Annotated in this window: 15 protein-coding genes; 14 read left to right on the top strand and 1 reads right to left on the bottom strand. The window is 37.9% G+C overall.

The annotated features are described in order from the left end of the window. Positions 1–597: 597 nt before the first annotated feature. The 12 genes from ACQKMI_RS05065 (at position 598) to ACQKMI_RS05010 (ending at position 14,917) form a co-directional block, all read left to right on the top strand. Positions 598–1,344 (top strand): M15 family metallopeptidase, encoded by a 747-nt coding sequence (locus tag ACQKMI_RS05065; protein ID WP_427487592.1) that lies wholly within the window; start codon positions 598–600, stop codon positions 1,342–1,344. Further along, positions 1,341–2,135 carry a M55 family metallopeptidase gene (locus tag ACQKMI_RS05060; RefSeq protein ID WP_427487591.1) on the top strand — a complete coding sequence of 265 codons (795 nt, stop codon included), beginning with the start codon at positions 1,341–1,343 and terminating at the stop codon, positions 2,133–2,135. The genes ACQKMI_RS05065 and ACQKMI_RS05060 overlap by 4 nt, the downstream gene beginning before the upstream one ends. Before the next feature lie 23 nt (positions 2,136–2,158). Beyond that, the gene (locus tag ACQKMI_RS05055; RefSeq protein WP_427487590.1) at positions 2,159–3,223 is read left to right on the top strand and encodes a dipeptide epimerase; all 1,065 of its coding nucleotides are present in this window, start codon (positions 2,159–2,161) and stop codon (positions 3,221–3,223) included. A gap of 196 nt (positions 3,224–3,419) precedes the next feature. Further along, entirely contained in the window at positions 3,420–5,243 is a 1,824-nt protein-coding gene (locus tag ACQKMI_RS05050) for a peptide ABC transporter substrate-binding protein (protein WP_427487589.1), read from the top strand. Positions 5,244–5,440: 197 nt separating this feature from the next. Then, positions 5,441–6,385: an ABC transporter permease gene (locus ACQKMI_RS05045; RefSeq protein WP_323646425.1), complete on the top strand. Its 945-nt coding sequence runs from the start codon at positions 5,441–5,443 to the stop codon at positions 6,383–6,385. Then, positions 6,385–7,359, top strand: coding sequence for an ABC transporter permease (locus tag ACQKMI_RS05040; protein WP_427487588.1), 975 nt, complete (start codon positions 6,385–6,387; stop codon positions 7,357–7,359). The genes ACQKMI_RS05045 and ACQKMI_RS05040 overlap by 1 nt, the downstream gene beginning before the upstream one ends. Positions 7,360–7,365: 6 nt before the next feature. Beyond that, positions 7,366–8,430, top strand: coding sequence for an ABC transporter ATP-binding protein (locus ACQKMI_RS05035; RefSeq protein ID WP_427487587.1), 1,065 nt, complete (start codon positions 7,366–7,368; stop codon positions 8,428–8,430). After that, the gene (locus tag ACQKMI_RS05030) at positions 8,420–9,367 is read left to right on the top strand and encodes an ATP-binding cassette domain-containing protein (protein WP_427487586.1); all 948 of its coding nucleotides are present in this window, start codon (positions 8,420–8,422) and stop codon (positions 9,365–9,367) included. The genes ACQKMI_RS05035 and ACQKMI_RS05030 overlap by 11 nt, the downstream gene beginning before the upstream one ends. Continuing rightward, a complete protein-coding gene (locus ACQKMI_RS05025) occupies positions 9,364–10,296 on the top strand; it encodes a S66 peptidase family protein (protein WP_427487585.1) in 933 nt (310 codons plus the stop codon). Before ACQKMI_RS05030 ends, ACQKMI_RS05025 begins: the two co-directional genes overlap by 4 nt. A gap of 7 nt (positions 10,297–10,303) precedes the next feature. Beyond that, a complete protein-coding gene (locus tag ACQKMI_RS05020) occupies positions 10,304–11,089 on the top strand; it encodes a serine hydrolase (RefSeq protein WP_427487584.1) in 786 nt (261 codons plus the stop codon). Next, positions 11,086–11,898 (top strand): C40 family peptidase, encoded by an 813-nt coding sequence (locus ACQKMI_RS05015; protein WP_427487583.1) that lies wholly within the window; start codon positions 11,086–11,088, stop codon positions 11,896–11,898. The genes ACQKMI_RS05020 and ACQKMI_RS05015 overlap by 4 nt, the downstream gene beginning before the upstream one ends. Positions 11,899–12,952: 1,054 nt before the next feature. Beyond that, a complete protein-coding gene (locus tag ACQKMI_RS05010) occupies positions 12,953–14,917 on the top strand; it encodes a S9 family peptidase (protein ID WP_427487969.1) in 1,965 nt (654 codons plus the stop codon). A 106-nt stretch (positions 14,918–15,023) separates the two neighbouring features. On the opposite strand, the gene ACQKMI_RS05005 is transcribed toward ACQKMI_RS05010, so the two are convergent. Continuing rightward, a complete protein-coding gene (locus tag ACQKMI_RS05005; RefSeq protein ID WP_427487582.1) occupies positions 15,024–15,782 on the bottom strand; it encodes a glucosaminidase domain-containing protein in 759 nt (252 codons plus the stop codon). A 790-nt stretch (positions 15,783–16,572) separates the two neighbouring features. Here ACQKMI_RS05005 and ACQKMI_RS05000 point away from each other — a divergent pair. Together ACQKMI_RS05000 and opuFB are read left to right on the top strand one after the other, a co-directional pair. Then, a complete protein-coding gene (locus ACQKMI_RS05000) occupies positions 16,573–17,538 on the top strand; it encodes an ABC transporter ATP-binding protein (protein ID WP_427487581.1) in 966 nt (321 codons plus the stop codon). Continuing rightward, on the top strand, positions 17,531–19,045 hold the full coding sequence (gene opuFB, locus ACQKMI_RS04995; RefSeq protein WP_427487580.1) for an osmoprotectant update ABC transporter permease/substrate-binding subunit OpuFB: 1,515 nt from the start codon (positions 17,531–17,533) through the stop codon (positions 19,043–19,045). Before ACQKMI_RS05000 ends, opuFB begins: the two co-directional genes overlap by 8 nt. Positions 19,046–19,402 lie beyond the last annotated feature (357 nt).

The following is a 19,402-nucleotide window of genomic DNA, read 5'->3' as shown; positions in this document are numbered from 1 at the left end:
CAGGTGGATGTCATTTCATATTTATATAAGTTGATTTCCGTTCCGACTAAACGCCCCCAGTCGGAACGGAAATCAACCACACGTTATGTGATGAGCTTTAACTTCTTTCAACGGATGTCCAAACACCCGCTGAAATAGAGGAACTCAGTCTAAGAACTCCACGTCCTGTGGCAATTTATCTGTGCGAAAGCGTAGCGACAGCAACACACGACTGAGTGACCAACATCACGTTGGCCCAAAGCTTCGGAAGATGTCACGGAATCGGAAAGGAGTTCTTGTACCAGCACAAAGTCGATTTCGGACGCAATTATACCAAGGCATAACAGATTTAGGGAAGTACTTGAAGAGGCTAAAATCGGTCATTTTTTATTATTTTTCGGTTATCTTCTACCCTATTCACGAATAAAATTCTTAAATAGGTGAAAAAACATCATCTTTCGACTCCTTACACCAATTATTTAGCGTACCTTGTTAAAAAAGCAGAGAATAGCTATTACTCTGTCATATTTCTTTTTTTTTCTGGTCAATAAATTTAAGGTGTGATACATTCGATAAAACTGAATTATCTAAAAATTTTATCGAAATCTGAAATTGGAGGTGTGTACTATACATGACACCATTTTACAACCCATTGAGGTAGTTAAAACTTCAATAAGGGAATCAACACCTGCAATTTGTGAAAATGGCGAGCCAATCATTCAAGTTCGAGCAGAACACTCAAGGATTTTTATTGAGCCCATTTACTATCATCAAAAAATACCAAATAGTTTACAAGTTATTTATTTACGTCAGGGTGTATATGAGCGATTAACACAAGCGCTGTTATTATTACCTAAAAATTTTAGTCTTATTTTATATGATGGTTATCGTCCATTCCAAGTGCAACAATTTTTGTTTGCGAATTTTTCAAAGCAAATAGCACAGCTTTTTCCCCATTTTACTGAGCAAGAGGTTGTAAGAGAAACGCGTAAGTATGTTGCGTATCCTAGCATGGACCATGCTCATTTCGCCCCTCATTTAACAGGTGGGGCGATTGATCTGACACTAGGAGATTTAAAAGGTAATGCTTTAAATTTAGGCTCAGCATTTGATGAAATCAGTGAAAAGTCTGCAACACGCTATTTTGAACAACACCCGGAGGAAAATTGGGAAGCCTGTGTTCATCGACGTCTTCTATATAACTGCATGACAATGGTTGGGTTTACGAATTATTCAGAGGAATGGTGGCACTTTGATTTTAATAATGTTTCATCGGCAAGACGTGTAGGTGCACAAGAAGCTAGCTATGGAGCTGTGGAGGCAATTATCCAAGACAATAAAGTAAAGGAGTTTCGATTTCTATGAAGGTCTATATTAGTGCAGATATTGAAGGGATTACTGGCACAACAGCTTGGAGTGAAACGGAGCTAAACGCGCCAGATTATCAGTTTTTCCAAAAGCAAATGACTAAGGAAGTAGAAGCCGCTATAGAGGGGGCTATTCGTGGTGGAGCAACTGAAATTTTACTAAAGGATGCTCATGATTCAGCACGTAATCTTGATATTTCTAATTTACCAGTTAACTGCAAGGTTATTCGAGGTTGGACGTATGACCCGATGTGTATGGTTGCGGGACTTGATAAGAGCTTTGATCGCGCGATTTTTATTGGCTATCACAGTAAAGGGGGAAGTGCGCGGAATCCTTTAGCACATACACTTTGTGTTTTTGCAGATGTGAAAATTAATGGTGAGTACGCGAGTGAATTTTTAATTAATACGTACGCGTCTGCTTTACATGGTGTTCCAGTTTCATTTGTTAGTGGAGATGTGGGGTTAACAGAGGAAATTCAATCAATCAATGATCATATAATTACATTTGCCACAAAAGAAGGAATAGGAAATGCGACTATTAGTGTCAGTCCACAGCTGACGATTAAAGAAACGAAACGACTTGTTGAGGATTCGATGAAAGTGTCTCGGGAAGATTTGCAAGTACCATTACCTGTGCGCTTTGTAGTGGAAATCATTTATCGTGATCATACGCGTGCATATCGAAACTCGTTCTATCCGAATGCTACGTTTAAACCACATAATACAGTGGAATTCGTAACGGATGATTTTTATGAGGTGCTTCGAATTTTACAGTTCTTAACATAAGCAACCAAAAGGTAGGTGAATGAATGAAAATAAAAAATATTACCTTGGGGAAGGTAGAGGCACCACTTATAACACCGTTTAAAACAGCTTTAAGAACAGTGCATAGCATTCACAATATTGCTGTTTATGTCCATGCTGATGATGGGCGAATAGGTATCGGTGAAGCGGCACCGACTGCAGCCATTACTGGCGAAACACTAGGGTCTATTTCGTACGCTATAGAAGAGTATATAAAGCCAGCCATTATCGGGATGGATATGGAAGAATTGACAGAAATCATGGAGCGAATCGACAGCAGTATTTATCAAAACACCAGTGCAAAAGCCGCCGTAGATATGGCGATTTATGATTTAGTTGCAAAACACTATCAAACACCTCTGTATAAATTACTAGGGGGCTATCGGAAAGAATTAGTAACAGATATTACGATAAGTGTAAACGATCCTGAAGAAATGGTGAAGGATAGTATTGCCGCCGTACAGCGAGGTTTTCAAATTTTGAAAATCAAGGTGGGGAAAGATCCAGCAAGTGATATAAAGCGAGTTATGGCTATTCGTGATGCAGTTGGACACGCCGTAACATTGCGAGTGGACGCGAATCAGGGCTGGACACCGAAGCAGGCTGTACAAATTATTGGTGCACTTGAAGATGCAGGTACGAATGTTGAATTGGTTGAGCAGCCTGTTCATTGCCATGATCTAGTAGGAATGCAATTCGTGACGGCTAATACATTGACAAATATTTTGGCGGATGAAAGTGTTTTCTCTGCAAAAGATGCCTATACAATTATTGAAAAGCGAGCTGCGGATTTGATTAATATTAAGCTCATGAAAACAGGTGGCATTTATCAAGCACAGAAAATTTGCCACATTGCGGAGGCAAACGACATACCATGTATGATTGGCTGTATGTTAGAGACAAAAATTAGCGTAAGTGCTGCTGCACATTTTGCCGCATCACAGAAAAATATCACGATGATAGATTTAGATGGACCTAGTTTATGTTTGAAGGATCCTATTGCCAGTGGTCCAATATTTGAAAATGAACGCATTAGGATGACGGATGCGGTTGGGCTAGGATTTTCATAATAAAATGAAGCTTCATCAGTGGAACGGTTTCATCCTCCACTGATTAACTAAACGGGCTTTTACGGGCAGTTGATCTACCCACTCATATGTTTTGAATCTTGAAGTGGGTATCTTGTACCTGGCGCTTTCGCTTACGGTACATAGAAATCGCTACCCGTTTATGCGAGATAAAAAGATTGCTAGGGGGATGCTTATGATGAAAAGGTATTGGTTGCTTTTCGCGTGTCTAGTTGTAATGCTTTGTGCAGCCTGTAGTGACGATTCTTCAAGTGAAAAAAAATCAGAGTATCGGGTTGTTTATTCGGGGGAAATAAAAACGTTAAATTACTTAAAGACCTCTGAAACGAATGAGTTTGCTGTAGCAGCGAACTTGGTTGATGGATTAATTGAGTATGATAAGTATGGTGTTGTGCAACCAAGCATAGCCAAAGAATGGTCATCAAATGACGATGCTACCGTTTGGACGTTCAAGCTTCGTGATGATGCAAAGTGGATGACACATGACGGTAAAGAGTATGCAAACGTTGTTGCTCAAGATTTTGTAGATGGCTTACATTATGTGCTTGATGCAAAAAATGAATCATCGACAGCTTGGATTGCGACTGTCGTAAAAAATGGGGAAGCCTTCTATAACGGTGATATGACAGATTTTACGAAGGTTGGCATAAAGGCAATAGATGAACATACCGTAGAATACACGTTAGATACGCCTACACCTTATTTCCTTTCTATGTTGAACTATGTCTGTTTCTTCCCAGTTAATGGTAAGTTTATAGCGGAAAAAGGTGAAAGCTTCGGTACAACTCGTGAAAATTTCCTTTATAATGGATCCTTTATTTTAGATAAATTTGAACCTCAAAATGAACGAGTACTTGTGAAAAATGATAAGTATTGGGATAAAGACAATGTACTGATTGATCGTATCCGCTATAAATACAATAAAGAAGCGGCTACAGTAGAACCAGAATTATTTTTACGAGGAGAAGTCGATTCGGCGAGTATTCCAACTTCTATTATTGATGAGTGGTTTAAAGACGATAAGAAAAAATCACAAATCCGTCAAACACAAAATAACTTCTATACGTATTTCTATGCATTAAACTTTAACCCACAATTTGATGCGGAATACGAGCCTGAAAATTGGAAGAAAGCGGTCAATAATAAAGATTTCCGAAAATCATTGTTCCATGCGCTCGACCGTGTATCTGCAATGCTAACTTTAGAACCTTATAATCCAAAAGATTTGCTTAGCAACACAATTACGCCTAAAAACTTTGTCAATGTGGAGGGGGTTGACTATACACAGTTAGCACCATTAGCTGATATTTCAAATAACGACTCCTTCAACAAGGAGAAGGCATTGGAATATAAGGAAAAAGCGAAAAAAGCGCTAGAAGGAAAAGTAACTTTCCCAATAAAAGTGTTAATGCCTTATAACTCTGGCGGTCCAGATTGGGCAAATCGTTCACAAGTAGTTGAACAACAGCTTGAAAAATTATTAGGTACTGATTATGTAGATATTGTTATAGAGGCCGGACCATCAACAGGCTTTTTATCAGAGGTTCGTAAACCAGGTAAATTTGCATTACTCGAAGCAAACTGGGGCCCAGACTATGCCGATCCATCAACGTATACGGATCCATTCACTGCAGATGGTACTTATAATAAACCGGAGCTAGCTGAAGGTTATACAGAAGCAAATGGAAAATCAAAATATCAAAACTTAGTGGACCAAGCAAAAGCGACGATCGATACAGCAAAACGTTACGAATTGTTTGCTAAAGCGGAAGCGTTCTTAATTGATGAGGCATTTGTCATTCCTTATTCAGTAGGAGGTAGTGGCTATGTTGCTTCTAAATTGAATCCATTTGAGGCGCAATACTCGCCATTTGGTGTGACTGCCGAGAAATTTAAAGGTCAGCGGATTTTAGAGAAACCAATGAGTAACGAGGAGTTTAAAGAAGCTTTAACGAAGTGGGAGCAAGAACGTGCGGATGCGTTAGCTAAAGCGGCGAAATGATTGAAAAATCAATCATTTGAAACCTTGTCCAGATGATTGTTAGTTGAATCAATCGCGCTTTAGGTAATTAATGTTGAAAATTACATTATGGCTCCATTCAAGATAACTATTCAAAAGTAGTAAGTATTGATGAAGGAGATGCCGAAATAGAAAAGTCGGGATCTCCTTTCTTCTTTCTGAAAAAGGAGGATGAAGTGATGCTGTGGTATATAGGTAAACGTTTATTACAATCAGTTTTAACACTATTTATTATTATTACGATTGTTTTTTCATTACTTCGTTTAATGCCAGAAGAAGGTTATTTAGGGGCAGCAGCGAATAAAATGTCACCTGCTCAACAAGAGATCTATTTAACGAATTTAGGCTTACGTGACCCATTACTTGTACAATTGGGGAACTTTTACACGAATCTGTTTCAAGGTGATTTAGGTAAATCCGTTACATATCGAACAGATGTACCAGTCGTCACGATTATTGCAGATAAGATCATGTATTCCTTGCTATTTGGTTTAGGTGCGGTTGTACTATCTCTTTTAGTTGGGGTTCCGCTCGGAATATTAATGGCACAGATGAAGGGACGCTGGCTGGACCGTTTGGGAACTGGCTATATTGTCATTGTTGTTGCAGTGCCTGCAGCTGTTTATTATTTAGTCATTCAAATGTATATTACAGAAATATTTCATTTGCCAATGCTTTTTGATGAGTATAGTCCCGTTACTTGGATTTTACCACTTATTTCGATGGCACTAGCGCCGACTGCTTCCTATGCCATGTGGATGCGACGTTATATGGTGGATGAACTAAACAAAGATTATATTAAGCTAGCGCGAGCAAAAGGAGTTAAAGAGCGTGCATTAATGTTTAAACATGTACTACGAAACGCTTTTATTCCAATGGCACAATATTTACCCGCAACTATTCTTTTTACCATTACAGGTTCCATCTACATTGAATCCTTATATTCCATTCCTGGGATGGGGGGCTTACTCGTAGATGCCATACAACGACAGGATAATACGATTGTACAAGGCTTAGTGCTTGTTTTCTCTTCACTTGGAATTATCGGACTCATTTTAGGAGATATTGCAATGGCTCTTGTTGATCCGCGGATTAAATTGGGGAAAGGGGAGAGTGTGCGTTAATGGGAATGTATTCAGAAGAAATAAATAATATTTCAAACAAATCACGTGAAACATTGTTCGAATTTGCAGAAGTAGATGAGCGGCAAGCTGAAGAAACAGCCTACTCTAATTACTCCTATTGGCGTTCAACATGGAAATCCTTCTTGAAAAATCGCATCGCTGTATTTTTATTAGTTGGGGTGCTTATTATCGTAACCTTTACCATTTTACAGCCGTATTTACCAGCGCAAAAATCACCGACTGAAATATATCTTGATGAGCAGACAGGTCTCCAAGCGCGTAATATTGCGCCAAGCGCTGAATTTTGGTTTGGAACAAACTCCATTGGGCAGGATTTATGGTCACGTATTTGGGCAGGGACAAGGACCTCGTTATTTATTGGCTGTGTCGTTGCTTTAGTAGAGGCTATCGTTGGTATTACGATTGGTACACTTTGGGGCTTTTCGCGTAAATTAGAGTTGCCTATCACGCAGCTTTACAACGTCGTTGATAACATACCGACGACTATCGTACTTATTTTAATGTCCTATATTTTGCGACCAAGTATTTCAACCATAATTATTGCTATGTGTATTACTGGCTGGGTAGAAATGGCGAGGTTTATACGCAATCAAATCGTGATTTTGCGCGATCGTGAATATAACTTAGCCTCAAAATGCTTAGGAACACCTGATTACCGAATTATAATGAAAAATCTATTACCCTATCTTATTTCTGTCATTATGCTACGAATGAGTCTAGCTATACCATTTGCAATAGGCTCGGAAGTATTTTTAACATACATCGGATTAGGGCTACCGATTAGTGAGCCGTCTTTAGGAAATTTAATCAATGAAGGCCGGGTGCTCATGATGTCTCCAGAATTAAGATATCAGCTCATTTTCCCAAGTATTGTATTAAGCATCATTACGATTGCATTTTATATTATAGGAAATTCATTTGCAGATGCAGCAGATCCGAAAAATCACGTATAAAGGGGGATGATGGAAGTGACACAAACTAAATCACCTATTTTAACCATTCATAACCTTGTCATTAAATTTACACTTCGTGGCAGAGTGCTAACGGCTATTCGTAATATTTCCCTTGATTTGTACAAAGGTGAAAGTCTTGCAATCGTTGGCGAATCAGGTTCAGGAAAATCCGTTCTTGTGAAATCAATCATGGGCTTGCTCGATAAAAATGGCTACATTGATCAGGGGCAGATCCTCTACAATGATCAGGATTTAGCGCAGTTTAGAACCGAGCGGGAGTGGCTAAGCATTCGTGGGAAAGAAGTGGCAATGGTGACACAGGATCCAATGACATCACTAAATCCGCTTAAAACAATTGGCAAGCAAATCGAGGAATGCGTCCATTTACATCAGTGTTTAAAGGGGAAAGCCGCATACGAAGAAACCTTAAAGTTGTTAAAAGATGTAGGCATTCATGATGTGGAAAAGCGCTATAAGCAATATCCTCACGAATTTTCCGGCGGTATGCGTCAACGAATTGTGATAGCGATTGCGCTAGCATGTAAACCCAAAGTTTTAATTTGTGATGAGCCAACAACTGCGCTAGATGTCACAATCCAAGCACAAATTTTACAGCTTCTAAAAAATCTACAACAAAAATATGGACTAACAACCGTTTATATAACCCATGACTTAGGCGTTGTCGCAAAGGTTGCCGACCGAATTGCAGTGATGTACGCGGGTGATATCATCGAGGTGGGGAAGACACATGAAATTTTCTTTAATGGCAAGCATCCCTATACTTGGGCACTCATTTCATCATTGCCGCAACTAAGCTCAAAAGGGCAGCAGCTTTATTCCATCAAGGGTACACCACCAAATCTTTTTCAAGAAATTAAAGGAGATGCCTTTGCACCTCGCAATCAATATGCGTTAAAGATTGATTTTGTGGAACGTCCTCCATTTTTTCAGGTGAGTGACACACATTTTGCTCGTACGTGGCTATTGGATCCACTTGCTCCGAAAGTAGAGCCGCCTGAAGCACTACAAGCCTTTTTTACAGAAGGGAGACGATACGCGCATGAGTCATAAAGAAGTGTTAGTTGAGGTGAAAAATTTAAAGGTTGTTTTTGGTAAAGGCAAAAATAAATTTATAGCTATTGATGATGTCAGTTTCGATATTTTCAAAGGTGAAACGTTCGGTTTAGTAGGTGAATCGGGCTCTGGAAAAACAACAATCGGCCGAGCTATTATGCGTATCAATGAAGTCACCGAAGGACAAATACTGTATCACGGTAAGAAACTAAATGGCAAAATATCAAAAGAGTGGGATCGAGAAATTACGCAGAAAATCCAAATGATTTTTCAAGATCCGATGGCATCACTAAATGAACGCGCTAAGGTAGACTATATTATTTCAGAGGGAATTATGAATACAAAAAACTTTAAAAATGAGGCAGAGCGTCAGCAGAAAGTACGCAATGCATTATTAAATGTAGGATTATTACCGGAGTTTTCTAGTCGCTTCCCACATGAATTTTCAGGAGGGCAGCGTCAGCGTATCGGTATTGCACGTGCACTAGTAATGGAGCCAGAGTTTATTATTGCGGACGAACCAATTTCAGCATTAGATGTATCCATTCGTGCACAAGTATTAAATTTACTAGCAAACCTACAGCAGCAAAATGATTTAACCTATTTATTCATTGCACATGACTTATCGGTAGTCCGATTTATTACGGATCGAACGGCTGTTATTTATAAAGGGAAAATTGTTGAGCTAGCTGAGACAGAAAAGCTGTTTTCTAATCCCCTTCATCCATATACAAGGGCATTATTATCAGCGGTACCTGAGCCGAATCCTTATAAGGAACGTGATAAAGTCGTAGAAATCTATGATCCGTCACAGCACCGCTATGACATTCAGCCACCTTCATTTATCGAAATAGAAGAAGGTCATTTTGTATTGGCCAATGAAGAGGAAAAAGAAAGATACCGAACTTCACTAACAATGGAGGGTTGCAAATGATTCGTCCAAAGGCATTAAAAAAGGGTGACACAATTGGTCTTATAAGTGCTTCGGGTGCAACACCGCCTGAAAAATTTTTCCCTGCCGTTAAAAGTATTGAAAAACTAGGTTTTAAAGTTGTTGCTGGGGAAACGTGTCGGGCTAGGCACGGCTACTTAGCAGGTTCTGATGAACTAAGAGCTTCTGAAGTTAATCGAATGTTTAGAGACCCCAATATTGACGGCATCTTCTGCATACGTGGAGGTTACGGGGCGACGAAAGTTTTACCGCTTCTAGATTTCGATATGATCAAGGCAAACCCAAAAGTATTTGCCGGCTATAGCGATGTGACGGCATTACATATCGCTTTTAACCAAACATGTGGCTTTGTGACGTACCATACACCAATGCCCTCTACTGAATTTATTCGGCCAGAGATGGATCAATACACATGGAATTCCTTTATCGAAAGTGTGACAGCAACAGAACGTACAGACTACTGTCTTGAAAATCCACCTGGACATACAATGACAACGCTTGCAGCTGGAAAAGCGACAGGGCAACTTATTGGTGGGAACTTAACATTAGTTACCGCATCACTTGGGACACCTTATGAAATCGATACAAAGGGTAAAATATTATTTTTAGAAGATGTAGACGAGAGTGAGCAACGTGTTGATAGGATGCTTACGCAGCTAAAATTAGCAGGCAAACTAGATGGGGTGGCAGGTATCTTATTAGGAGCTTGGACAAATTGTGGTCCAGAAAATCCAAAACATCCAGAACATAGTCTATCCCTACAAACAATTTTCCAAGAAATTTTAGGTCCACTCCATAAACCTATCATAAAGGACATAGCTTGCGGTCACGTCTTACCAACGATGTCACTGCCACTAGGTCGAACGATCACAATGGATACGGAGAATCAAATGATTAAAGTGATAGAGTAGGTGAAATATGAAGCAAACGATAACAGAGATTCTTCAAAATGCTCCCTATAACGTGCATTTGTTTGTGAAAGATTGTCAGACTGAGCAATTTTTCATTAGTGAAAAGCTTGAAGACACGTTTTCTAGTGCTAGCTTAATTAAGGTGCCTATACTGCTAGCTGTTCTGCATTATTTAGAAAGCAATAACCAATCATTAGAGCAAGAAATGGAGATAGCACCCGAAGCATGGGTGGATTTTAGTGTTATTAGTGAGCAGCGTCTAGAGCAAAGTACTATCTATGAGCTTTTAGTATGGATGATTATTACGAGTGATAATACAGCAACAAATGTAATAATCGATTTTCTAGGGATGGATGCACTCAATCATTATTTTCGTCAAATTGGGCTTAAGCAAACAACCATTCAACGTAAGATGATGGATTTTGAAAGGCTTGAACAAGGCTTCGATAATACAACGTCGGCAAGTGATATGGCACTGCTATTTTCACGGATTTATCGCGGGGACTTGTTGCCATCAGCATTTAGTGAACTAACACTAGATATTTTAAGTCGTCAACGTATACACGAATCATTAAGTCGTTATTTAGTAGATGATGTGAAACTTGCTCATAAAACAGGTGGTCTTGAAACAGTAGATCATGATGCTGGGATTGTGTACAGCAGCTCTGGGGATTATCTCATTGGCGTTTTCGTAACAGAGGTTACGAATAATGATCATGCAAGGCAGCTAATTGGTCGTATTTCCAAAGTTGTTTACGAGTACTTGGTGAAGCGGAAGGAGCTGATAGAATGAATGCCATTGTGAAGTCCATGATCGCAAATTTACACGTAAAGCCAGATGAAGCATCAGAATTAGTGGATGAGGTACTATATGGAATGACGGTTCAAATCATAGAAGACATAGATGAGAGCTGGGTACGCATACAAACCGCTTATCGCTATGAAGGTTATTGCCAAAAGGCTAACTTACTAGTTGATAAAACAAAAACAGATACTTGGCGACAAGAAGCAAACCATTTTATTAACCAAAGCTTCGCCGATGTTTTGCAACAGCCTCTGATTCAAAGTGCGAAAATGACGACACTCGTTAAAGGTTCAATCATCTGTTCGCTTGCTATGGAGGAGATAGATCCAGAATGGGCAGCGGTGCAATTTGTGTCGGGGGAGACTGGGTATGTGCGTAGGCAATGGCTACAAGAAAAAATTTCGGTAAACAGCTTACCCGAGCAACAACTACGAGAAAATGTTGTCCAAACAGCGCTTAGCTATTTAGCAGCACCCTATCGCTGGGGAGGAAAATCGCCACTCGGTATTGATTGCTCAGGCCTATGTTCAATGGCATATATGCTTAATGGTGTACTGATTTACCGAGATGCTAAAATTGTCGATGGGTTTCCAATCAAACAAATAGCCGTCGAGCTCCTACAAAAGGGTGATTTAATATACTTCCCAGATCATATTGCACTGTATATAGGAGATGATCATTATGTCCATTCATCACTTGGTGGGAATGAAGTAAATATTAATAGTCTGAATGAATTACACCCGCTCTATCGAGAAGATTTAGCAACAACCATAACAGCGGTAGGGAGTCTATTTTAAAAGTTTTATCGAAATTTATAAAATATAGAAATTTATGTTAAATTAAACCTGCCATTTGGAATGAACGGAGGGTGAAGAATATGAGCAATTGTTTATTTATTATTAAAGCTAATCTCATAATAAATAAACAAGAAGCTAATTTTCACCTGTCATATATCTATTCCACCACTCTTTGATTTTTACACTTTGAGTGAATACTTTTGTTGAGCGAGATGCTTCTGTTCACTAACAGGGGCATCTTTTTTGTTTTTAAAAAAGCTTGGGGTGATGCATATGAACAACTAAGTCAAATGGAGAAGTTATTACCGTTGTATTCTGAACAACCTGATAAACTAAAACTTAGTATGCCTTTTATTAATCATCAATTTAATTATAATATGAAACTCGAAGCGTGCGACTGGTTTGTAAAACATCTTGGTTAGTAATAGTATACCGGGGCATGAAAAGAGTGAACCTACAAAAATATATACTCAGTTAAGCAGAAAACTACGACAGGATTTTTATAGTAAATACTTTTGAAAAAAATAACAGGCGTGTTGATTAGGAAGAAATCGGTTTATTATTGAGCGATAAAAGGCTTTTTTGTTGCTATTTTGCTAATATATGCCCACTTTAACTGATTGTAGCGTAGGGCTACTCGACTCCCGCGGGAAAGCGATAGAGGAACGAAGGCTAAAACCATCACATCCTGTGATAACGCCTTCGTGACCAACATCGTGTTGGCCCGAGACCCTGCACGGAGCGTAGCGGAGGAAGCGGCTCGACGCTCGCTCGTAGGAAGCCTTGCTCTGTGCGGAAGCGAAGCGGCAGCAACAAAGCGAGTAGCCCGTAGCAGAAATCAGAGCCTTCTAATTAATGAGAGTGGATAAAAATGGTTAATCGACACGCCTGATGAAATAATTAAACTTTAATGAAGACACTCTTGTGAAAATGGGTGTCTTTTCGTCGTAGCGATAGTTACTGAAAGAAGGGGTTTTCGCCCATTTTATAGAAATTTAGTAAAGATCATTTTCAATATATATGATGGAAGAAACAAAGGGGTGTACTTATGGAAATGAGTGGAAATGTGTATCTGAGTATAGAAGAGATTATTTCATTACCAACCTTATCAGGTACAACTATAAGTGAAAATGGCAAAAACGTAGCATTTGTCAAGAAGACAGCTGATTGGAAAGACAATAAATATAGGAATCATGTATGGATATATGAAAAAGATAAGGGGCATTGTTATCCATTAACAACTGATATAGATAGTACCTACCCATTATGGTCTCCAGATTCTAAAGCTATCGCATACCTTAGCCCAGTTGGTGACGGGGATAATAAGAAAAATCAGATCTTTGTTACGTCCATAGATGGTGATAGTGGGGTTCAAATTACTAACGAGAAAGATGGGGTCAGTAAATTCAAATGGGAGCCTTCTGGCAAGGGTTTTTATTATGTTGCACAGTCAAAAGAACCTGAGACGTTAAAGAAACGTAAGGAACTATATGGAGATTTCCATCATGTAGGTAAGGAATACCAGAATTATTGTTTATATTACATTGAAATAGAAAAAGTGATACAAAATGATCAAGATGCACACGAAAATAGCGTTGTTGATCAACTAACTAATGGTATGGATTTTCATGTCCATGAATTTGATATTTCAAATTGTGGGAAAAAGGTTGTATTAATGGTTACACCAAGCCCAAATATGGGAGATACTATTAATGGAGATCTATACATACTAGATATTAAAGCTGGAGAGCTGAAAAAGTTGAATATAGATAAGTTGTTGGGAGGGAGCGTTTGCTTTTCTCCTGATGGCAGCAAAATATGTTACACAGCAAGCATAAGGGAGAAGGATTACTATAAGACCCATATACAAGACAATACGCTAGAGATCTACGATATTAATACCGGAGAGCTAATTCAACCTTTAACAGATTTTGATAGTACGGTTATTCCATTACGGTGGTCAGCTAAAGGAATATTAATGAGATGGCAGAATAAAACGAATTATCTTATTGGGTTGTTATGTGAGAATGGCACTGTGGAAATGTTAAGCGAAACAGTAAATTGCTTTATAATAGATGCTTCTATAACAAGGGATGGAATTCATTTATCCTATACTAAGGCTATTACAAATGAAACTTTTGAAATCTATTTAGACGATAAAAAAATAACGAATGAAAATAGCTTTTTCAAAGGAAAGCTTAAAAGTAACAGGGAAGTAATCTCATGGCAATGTAGTGATGGTCTTGAAATAGAGGGAGTTTTATCAACCCCAGTCGACTTTGACGCAAATAAAAAATATCCCTTATTAGTAGTAATCCATGGTGGTCCGGCTTGGGCATCCTTTCCAATATTTTCAGACTGTTTTAATGAGAAATATCCTATTGAACAGTTTATCGAAAAAGGCTTTATCGTTTTAGAACCAAACTACAGGGGAAGTTCGGGTTATGGTAATGTTTTCTTAAACGCAAACTATAGAAAGCTGGGAATTGCTAACTACGATGATGTTATATGTGAAGTGGATAAACTAGTGAACAAAGGGATTGCAGATAAAGATAGAGTAGGGGGTATGGGATGGAGCAACGGTGGATATATATCCGCTTTCTGTTCTACATTTAGTAGTAGATTTAAAGCTATTTCAGTTGGAGGTGGGATTACTAATTGGAGTAGCCATTATGTAAATACAGATATTCCTTACTTTATAAGGATGTATTTAGGAAATACTCCATGGAATGATCAAGAGATCTATACGAAAACATCACCAATGACCTATATTAAATCAGCCTGTACGCCTACTCTAATCCAACATGGCGAAAAGGATGCTAGAGTTCCAATTACAAATGCATATGAGCTATATCAAGGATTAATAGATATGGAAGTTGATACAGAATTAATTATATTTAAAGAAATGGCATATAGTTCTGACTATCCAGGAACTAATGTGGCTATTATGAAGCAGAATTTGATGTGGTTTGCACACTATATTCTGGGAGAAAGTATGAAAGATTTTAGGGTTTTATGAGTTTCTCGCATTGGAAAAATTAGTTTTGTGAAAGAAAGGTTCTATTAATCATATTAAAACCTCCATGCTACAAGGATAAATCCTAATTAAGCTTGGAGGTTTTGCGTTAATATTTATAAATATTTAATTGTTGACCGGCTTCAAGTGTATCAGATCGAAGCTGATTCCATTGTTTAATGGACGTAACTTTAACATTATGAGCCTCTGCAATATGCATAAGAGAGTCACCATCAGCTACGGTAATTGTCTTTTTATCTTTGACAGGGCTGTCATACTGTTGTAAATCATACTTTGCAATCAGTGCATTAAGCTTTTCATTGTATTTAGAATCTGTGGCATAGGAGCCTGTTAAAAACTTTGTAGCATTTGTATAGGACTTCGCATTGCTTTTAAAAACGCCTGCATAGAAATTTTTATCCCATGAAACCCCAGTACGCATTAATTTCACATAATCTTGTAAAGATGCTTCATAGGAAGGATACTTGCGGAATTGAGCCATCACCGTTGTCATATTACCTGATCCATCATCCTCTGATGTTTCAAATGTTACGGAGTTATTTTGGTAACTACCTTTCATACCAAATAAATTGTTATTTGGTGCAGATCCAAGGCCACTTTGTCCATGCTCACTTTCCAAAACGGCTTGCGCAATGATAATCGATGCATACAAGTCATTTTCGGCACCTAGTTTCCGAGCAATTTCAGCAATTGAGCCAATAAACTCTTCTACACTAGGATTATCAGCAACAACTGCAGGCTCTACAGTCTCATTAGTATTGAATAGCTGCGTCACCATAAAAAACGAAATACAAATAACAACAATAGCAATCATAAGTCCTTTGAAAAAATTAATTAAGTATTTCATTGTTCATTGATGTTGGTAGATTACAACATCTCCCTTCCTCCTTTCTTTTCAATCACGAAATTCATCTATTTCTAATTATTCCAGAGTCATTAATAGAAATAAAGTCATGTTTTCTTTTGTAGAGTATATCATTCATAGAACGATAAAACCCTTCATTTAGTTCCTTAATTTCCAGCACATTTTAGAAATGAAAGGTCATTAAAAGATAGTTTCAATAATTAATCAAAAAAACAAATAGGGCATTCTTAACATTTATGAAGCCATTCATTTTGCAAGGACAACTTTATTGAATAGTAGTTATAAGTACTCAAAAACAGTATACGATTTTCTATGAAAATTATGAGACAAATAGAGTAGAGCGTCAAGAGGACTAATGTTTTGATGTAAAACGAAAAAATAAGTTTGAAATGACTTTAGATAGTGAAATATATATAAGAACACTGTGTATCTTAAAAAGTGTTAGTTCTAGACCTACTATGCTTAACGTATATGAAATGAAGTGGATTAAAAATAGTAGTTTATTTCTATAGTAAGGGGATTAGTTAATTGGAGTGTAGGCTGGACGCCCCAGGAAGCTCTGCTCTGCAAGAAAGCGAAGCGTCAGCGGCAAATGTTTTATCTGCGCGAAAGCGAAGCGGCAGCTACAAATGTTTTATCTGTGCGAAAGCGTAGCGACAGCAACAAAGCGCACGGCCGGAATGGAAATCAACTCCTCGTTTTGCCGAAGATCCATTTAGTCGGTGAATAATAGAAAGTAAGATGATGCCTCTTTAAAGAAGGAGCTTATACAATGATAGCATTTGAAAATGTCACAAAAAAATATGTAAATGACCAAGTCGCAGTGAACGCTATTAATTTAGAGATCCATGAGGGAGAATTTTTTGTGCTTATTGGACCTAGTGGCTGTGGAAAAACAACATTATTAAAGATGATTAATCGATTAATTCATTTAACGGAAGGAACTATTCGAATTAACGGTAAAAGAATTAGTGATTACAACATTCATGAATTGCGATGGAATATCGGCTATGTCCTTCAACAAATTGCGCTTTTTCCTCATATGACGATTGAAGAAAATATAGCTGTTGTGCCTGAATTGAAGAAATGGAGTAAACCGCAAATCCAGCAACGAGTTCGTGAGCTATTAAATATGGTAGGACTTGAACCAGATAAATATAGTCAGCGCAAGCCAATAGAGCTTTCTGGTGGTGAGCAACAAAGGGTCGGTGTTGTTCGTGCGTTAGCAGCCGATCCCGAAATCATTTTAATGGACGAGCCTTTTAGTGCTTTAGATCCGATTAGCCGCACAAAACTACAAGATGATCTTCTTGAGCTTCAGCAAACGATACAAAAAACGATAGTCTTTGTTTCGCATGATATGCAAGAGGCCTTAAAATTAGGTGATCGAATATGCGTAATGAAAGATGGAGAGATTGTACAGATTGGTACTCCACATGAAATCATTGAAAATCCAGTCAATGATTTTGTCCGAGAATTTATTGGGGTAAAAGAGTATGGGATGAATACTTTCCATATCCAAGCTGTAATTGAACCAATTGCAGATGAGAATAATCAAAGAGATTCAGAGAACACCATTTCTTCCAAGGATTCCTTACAGATCATTCTTCAAAAATTAGCTCATTATGAATGTTTGGGTGTGGAAGATAAAGGGGAAATAGTAGGCGTTGTCACAAGAGCATCCATGCTTCAGTATTTAGCGCAGGATTCCTTAGAAAGAGGTACTATAAATGGCTAATTTTTTTGAAGTGTTTAGTGAACGAAAAGGTCAGCTATTGGCATCTTTATTAGAGCATATTCAAATTTCCTTCATTGCACTATTTTTTGCAGTGGTGATTGCTATTCCTCTAGGGATCTATTTAACGAATAAAAAGAAAATAGCAGAAACGATTATTGGTATGAGTGCAGTTTTACAAACGATTCCTTCATTAGCGTTATTAGGGTTATTGATTCCGTTGTTTGGCATCGGAAAAGTACCGGCAATTATCGCCTTAGTTGTTTATGCACTTCTTCCGATTTTACGTAATACGTATACGGGGATCAACGAAGTAGATCCCTCTTTAAAAGAGGCAGCGATGGCTATGGGGATGAATACGCGAAAGCGATTAATGAAAGTGGAGTTGCCCCTTGCTATGCCGGTTATAATGGCAGGGATTAGAACAGCTATGGTATTAATCGTTGGAACGGCAACTTTAGCAGCATTAATCGGAGCTGGGGGATTAGGGGATATCATTTTGCTTGGTATTGACCGAAATAATACAGCTCTTATTATTATAGGGGCTGTTCCTGCCGCGATTTTAGCACTAGTGTTTGACTTCTTATTGAAAAAGCTAGAATCACTGTCGTTTAAAAAAACAATTATAGCATTGAGTATGATTAGTATTGTAGCATTTGCAATGATTATCTTCCCACTACTAAACTTCAAAGAGAAAGAAGAGATTGTCATTGCAGGGAAGCTTGGCTCTGAGCCAGAGATTTTAATTAATATGTATAAATTACTTATCGAAAATGAAACAGACTTAAAGGTGCAATTAAAACCTGGGCTTGGCAAGACTTCCTTTGTATTTAATGCTCTTAAATCTGGTAGTATCGATATTTATCCGGAATTTACTGGGACGGCAATTTCAGAGTTTTTAAAAGAGGAAGCCATTAATAATAATCAGGAAGATGTTTATCATCAGGCGAAAGAAGGAATGTTGAATAAGTTTGACATGGTGATGCTAAATCCGATGAAATATAACAATACGTATGCATTAGCAGTATCAAAGCAAATGGCTGAAGCCTATCATTTGCAAACAATTTCTGACATTAAGCCTATTCAAGAAACGATAAAAGCTGGCTTTACATTGGAATTTAACGATCGAGAAGATGGTTATTTGGGGATTCAAAATCGTTATGGTATTACACTTTCTAACATAGCAACAATGGAGCCAAAGCTTAGATATCAGGCGATCGAATCAGGAAATATAGACTTATTAGACGCTTATTCAACGGATAGTGAAATACGTCAATATCATCTCCAAGTTTTGGCAGACGATCAGCAACTATTTCCACCTTATCAAGGAGCTCCATTACTAAGGAAAGAAACGCTAGAGAAATATCCTGAGATTGAAACAGCTTTAAATAAGCTGGCAAATCAAATAACAGATGATGAGATGCGCGAAATGAATTATCGAGTAAATGTTGAAGGCCAAAAGATAGAAGATGTGGCACGCGAATATTTAATAGAAGCAGGATTGTTGTAAGGCGAAAATCATAGTGTACAAGTAGCTAGAAAAGAGATGCTTATCTTTTATCTAGCTTTTTTTATGCGTCGACCGCAATGACGCGAAGGTGAAAAAAGTAATCTTACATGCGACTATATTCTTGGGTATATTGTACTTATTTTCTGATAACTAAGAGTTATACCGCTTTTTTAGTACATTGATAATTATTTTTCAAAGAAAATATCTCGAAAGAGATTGAATATGAAAAATAATGGAAATTGAAAAATAAGATTGAATTATTCAATAAACAATATTTGGATGTTCATTGCTTCGATAGTACAATTTCTTCCAGCGCAAGTTGTTTTGGATCTAAATGTGGATTAAAATGGGTATCAG

This window comes from Lysinibacillus sp. NPDC097214 (assembly GCF_050277945.1).
Classification (GTDB): Bacteria; Bacillota; Bacilli; order Bacillales_A; family Planococcaceae; genus Lysinibacillus; species Lysinibacillus xylanilyticus_B.
Note: the sequence above shows the minus strand (reverse complement) of the source record. Positions and strands in the feature narration are given on the sequence as shown.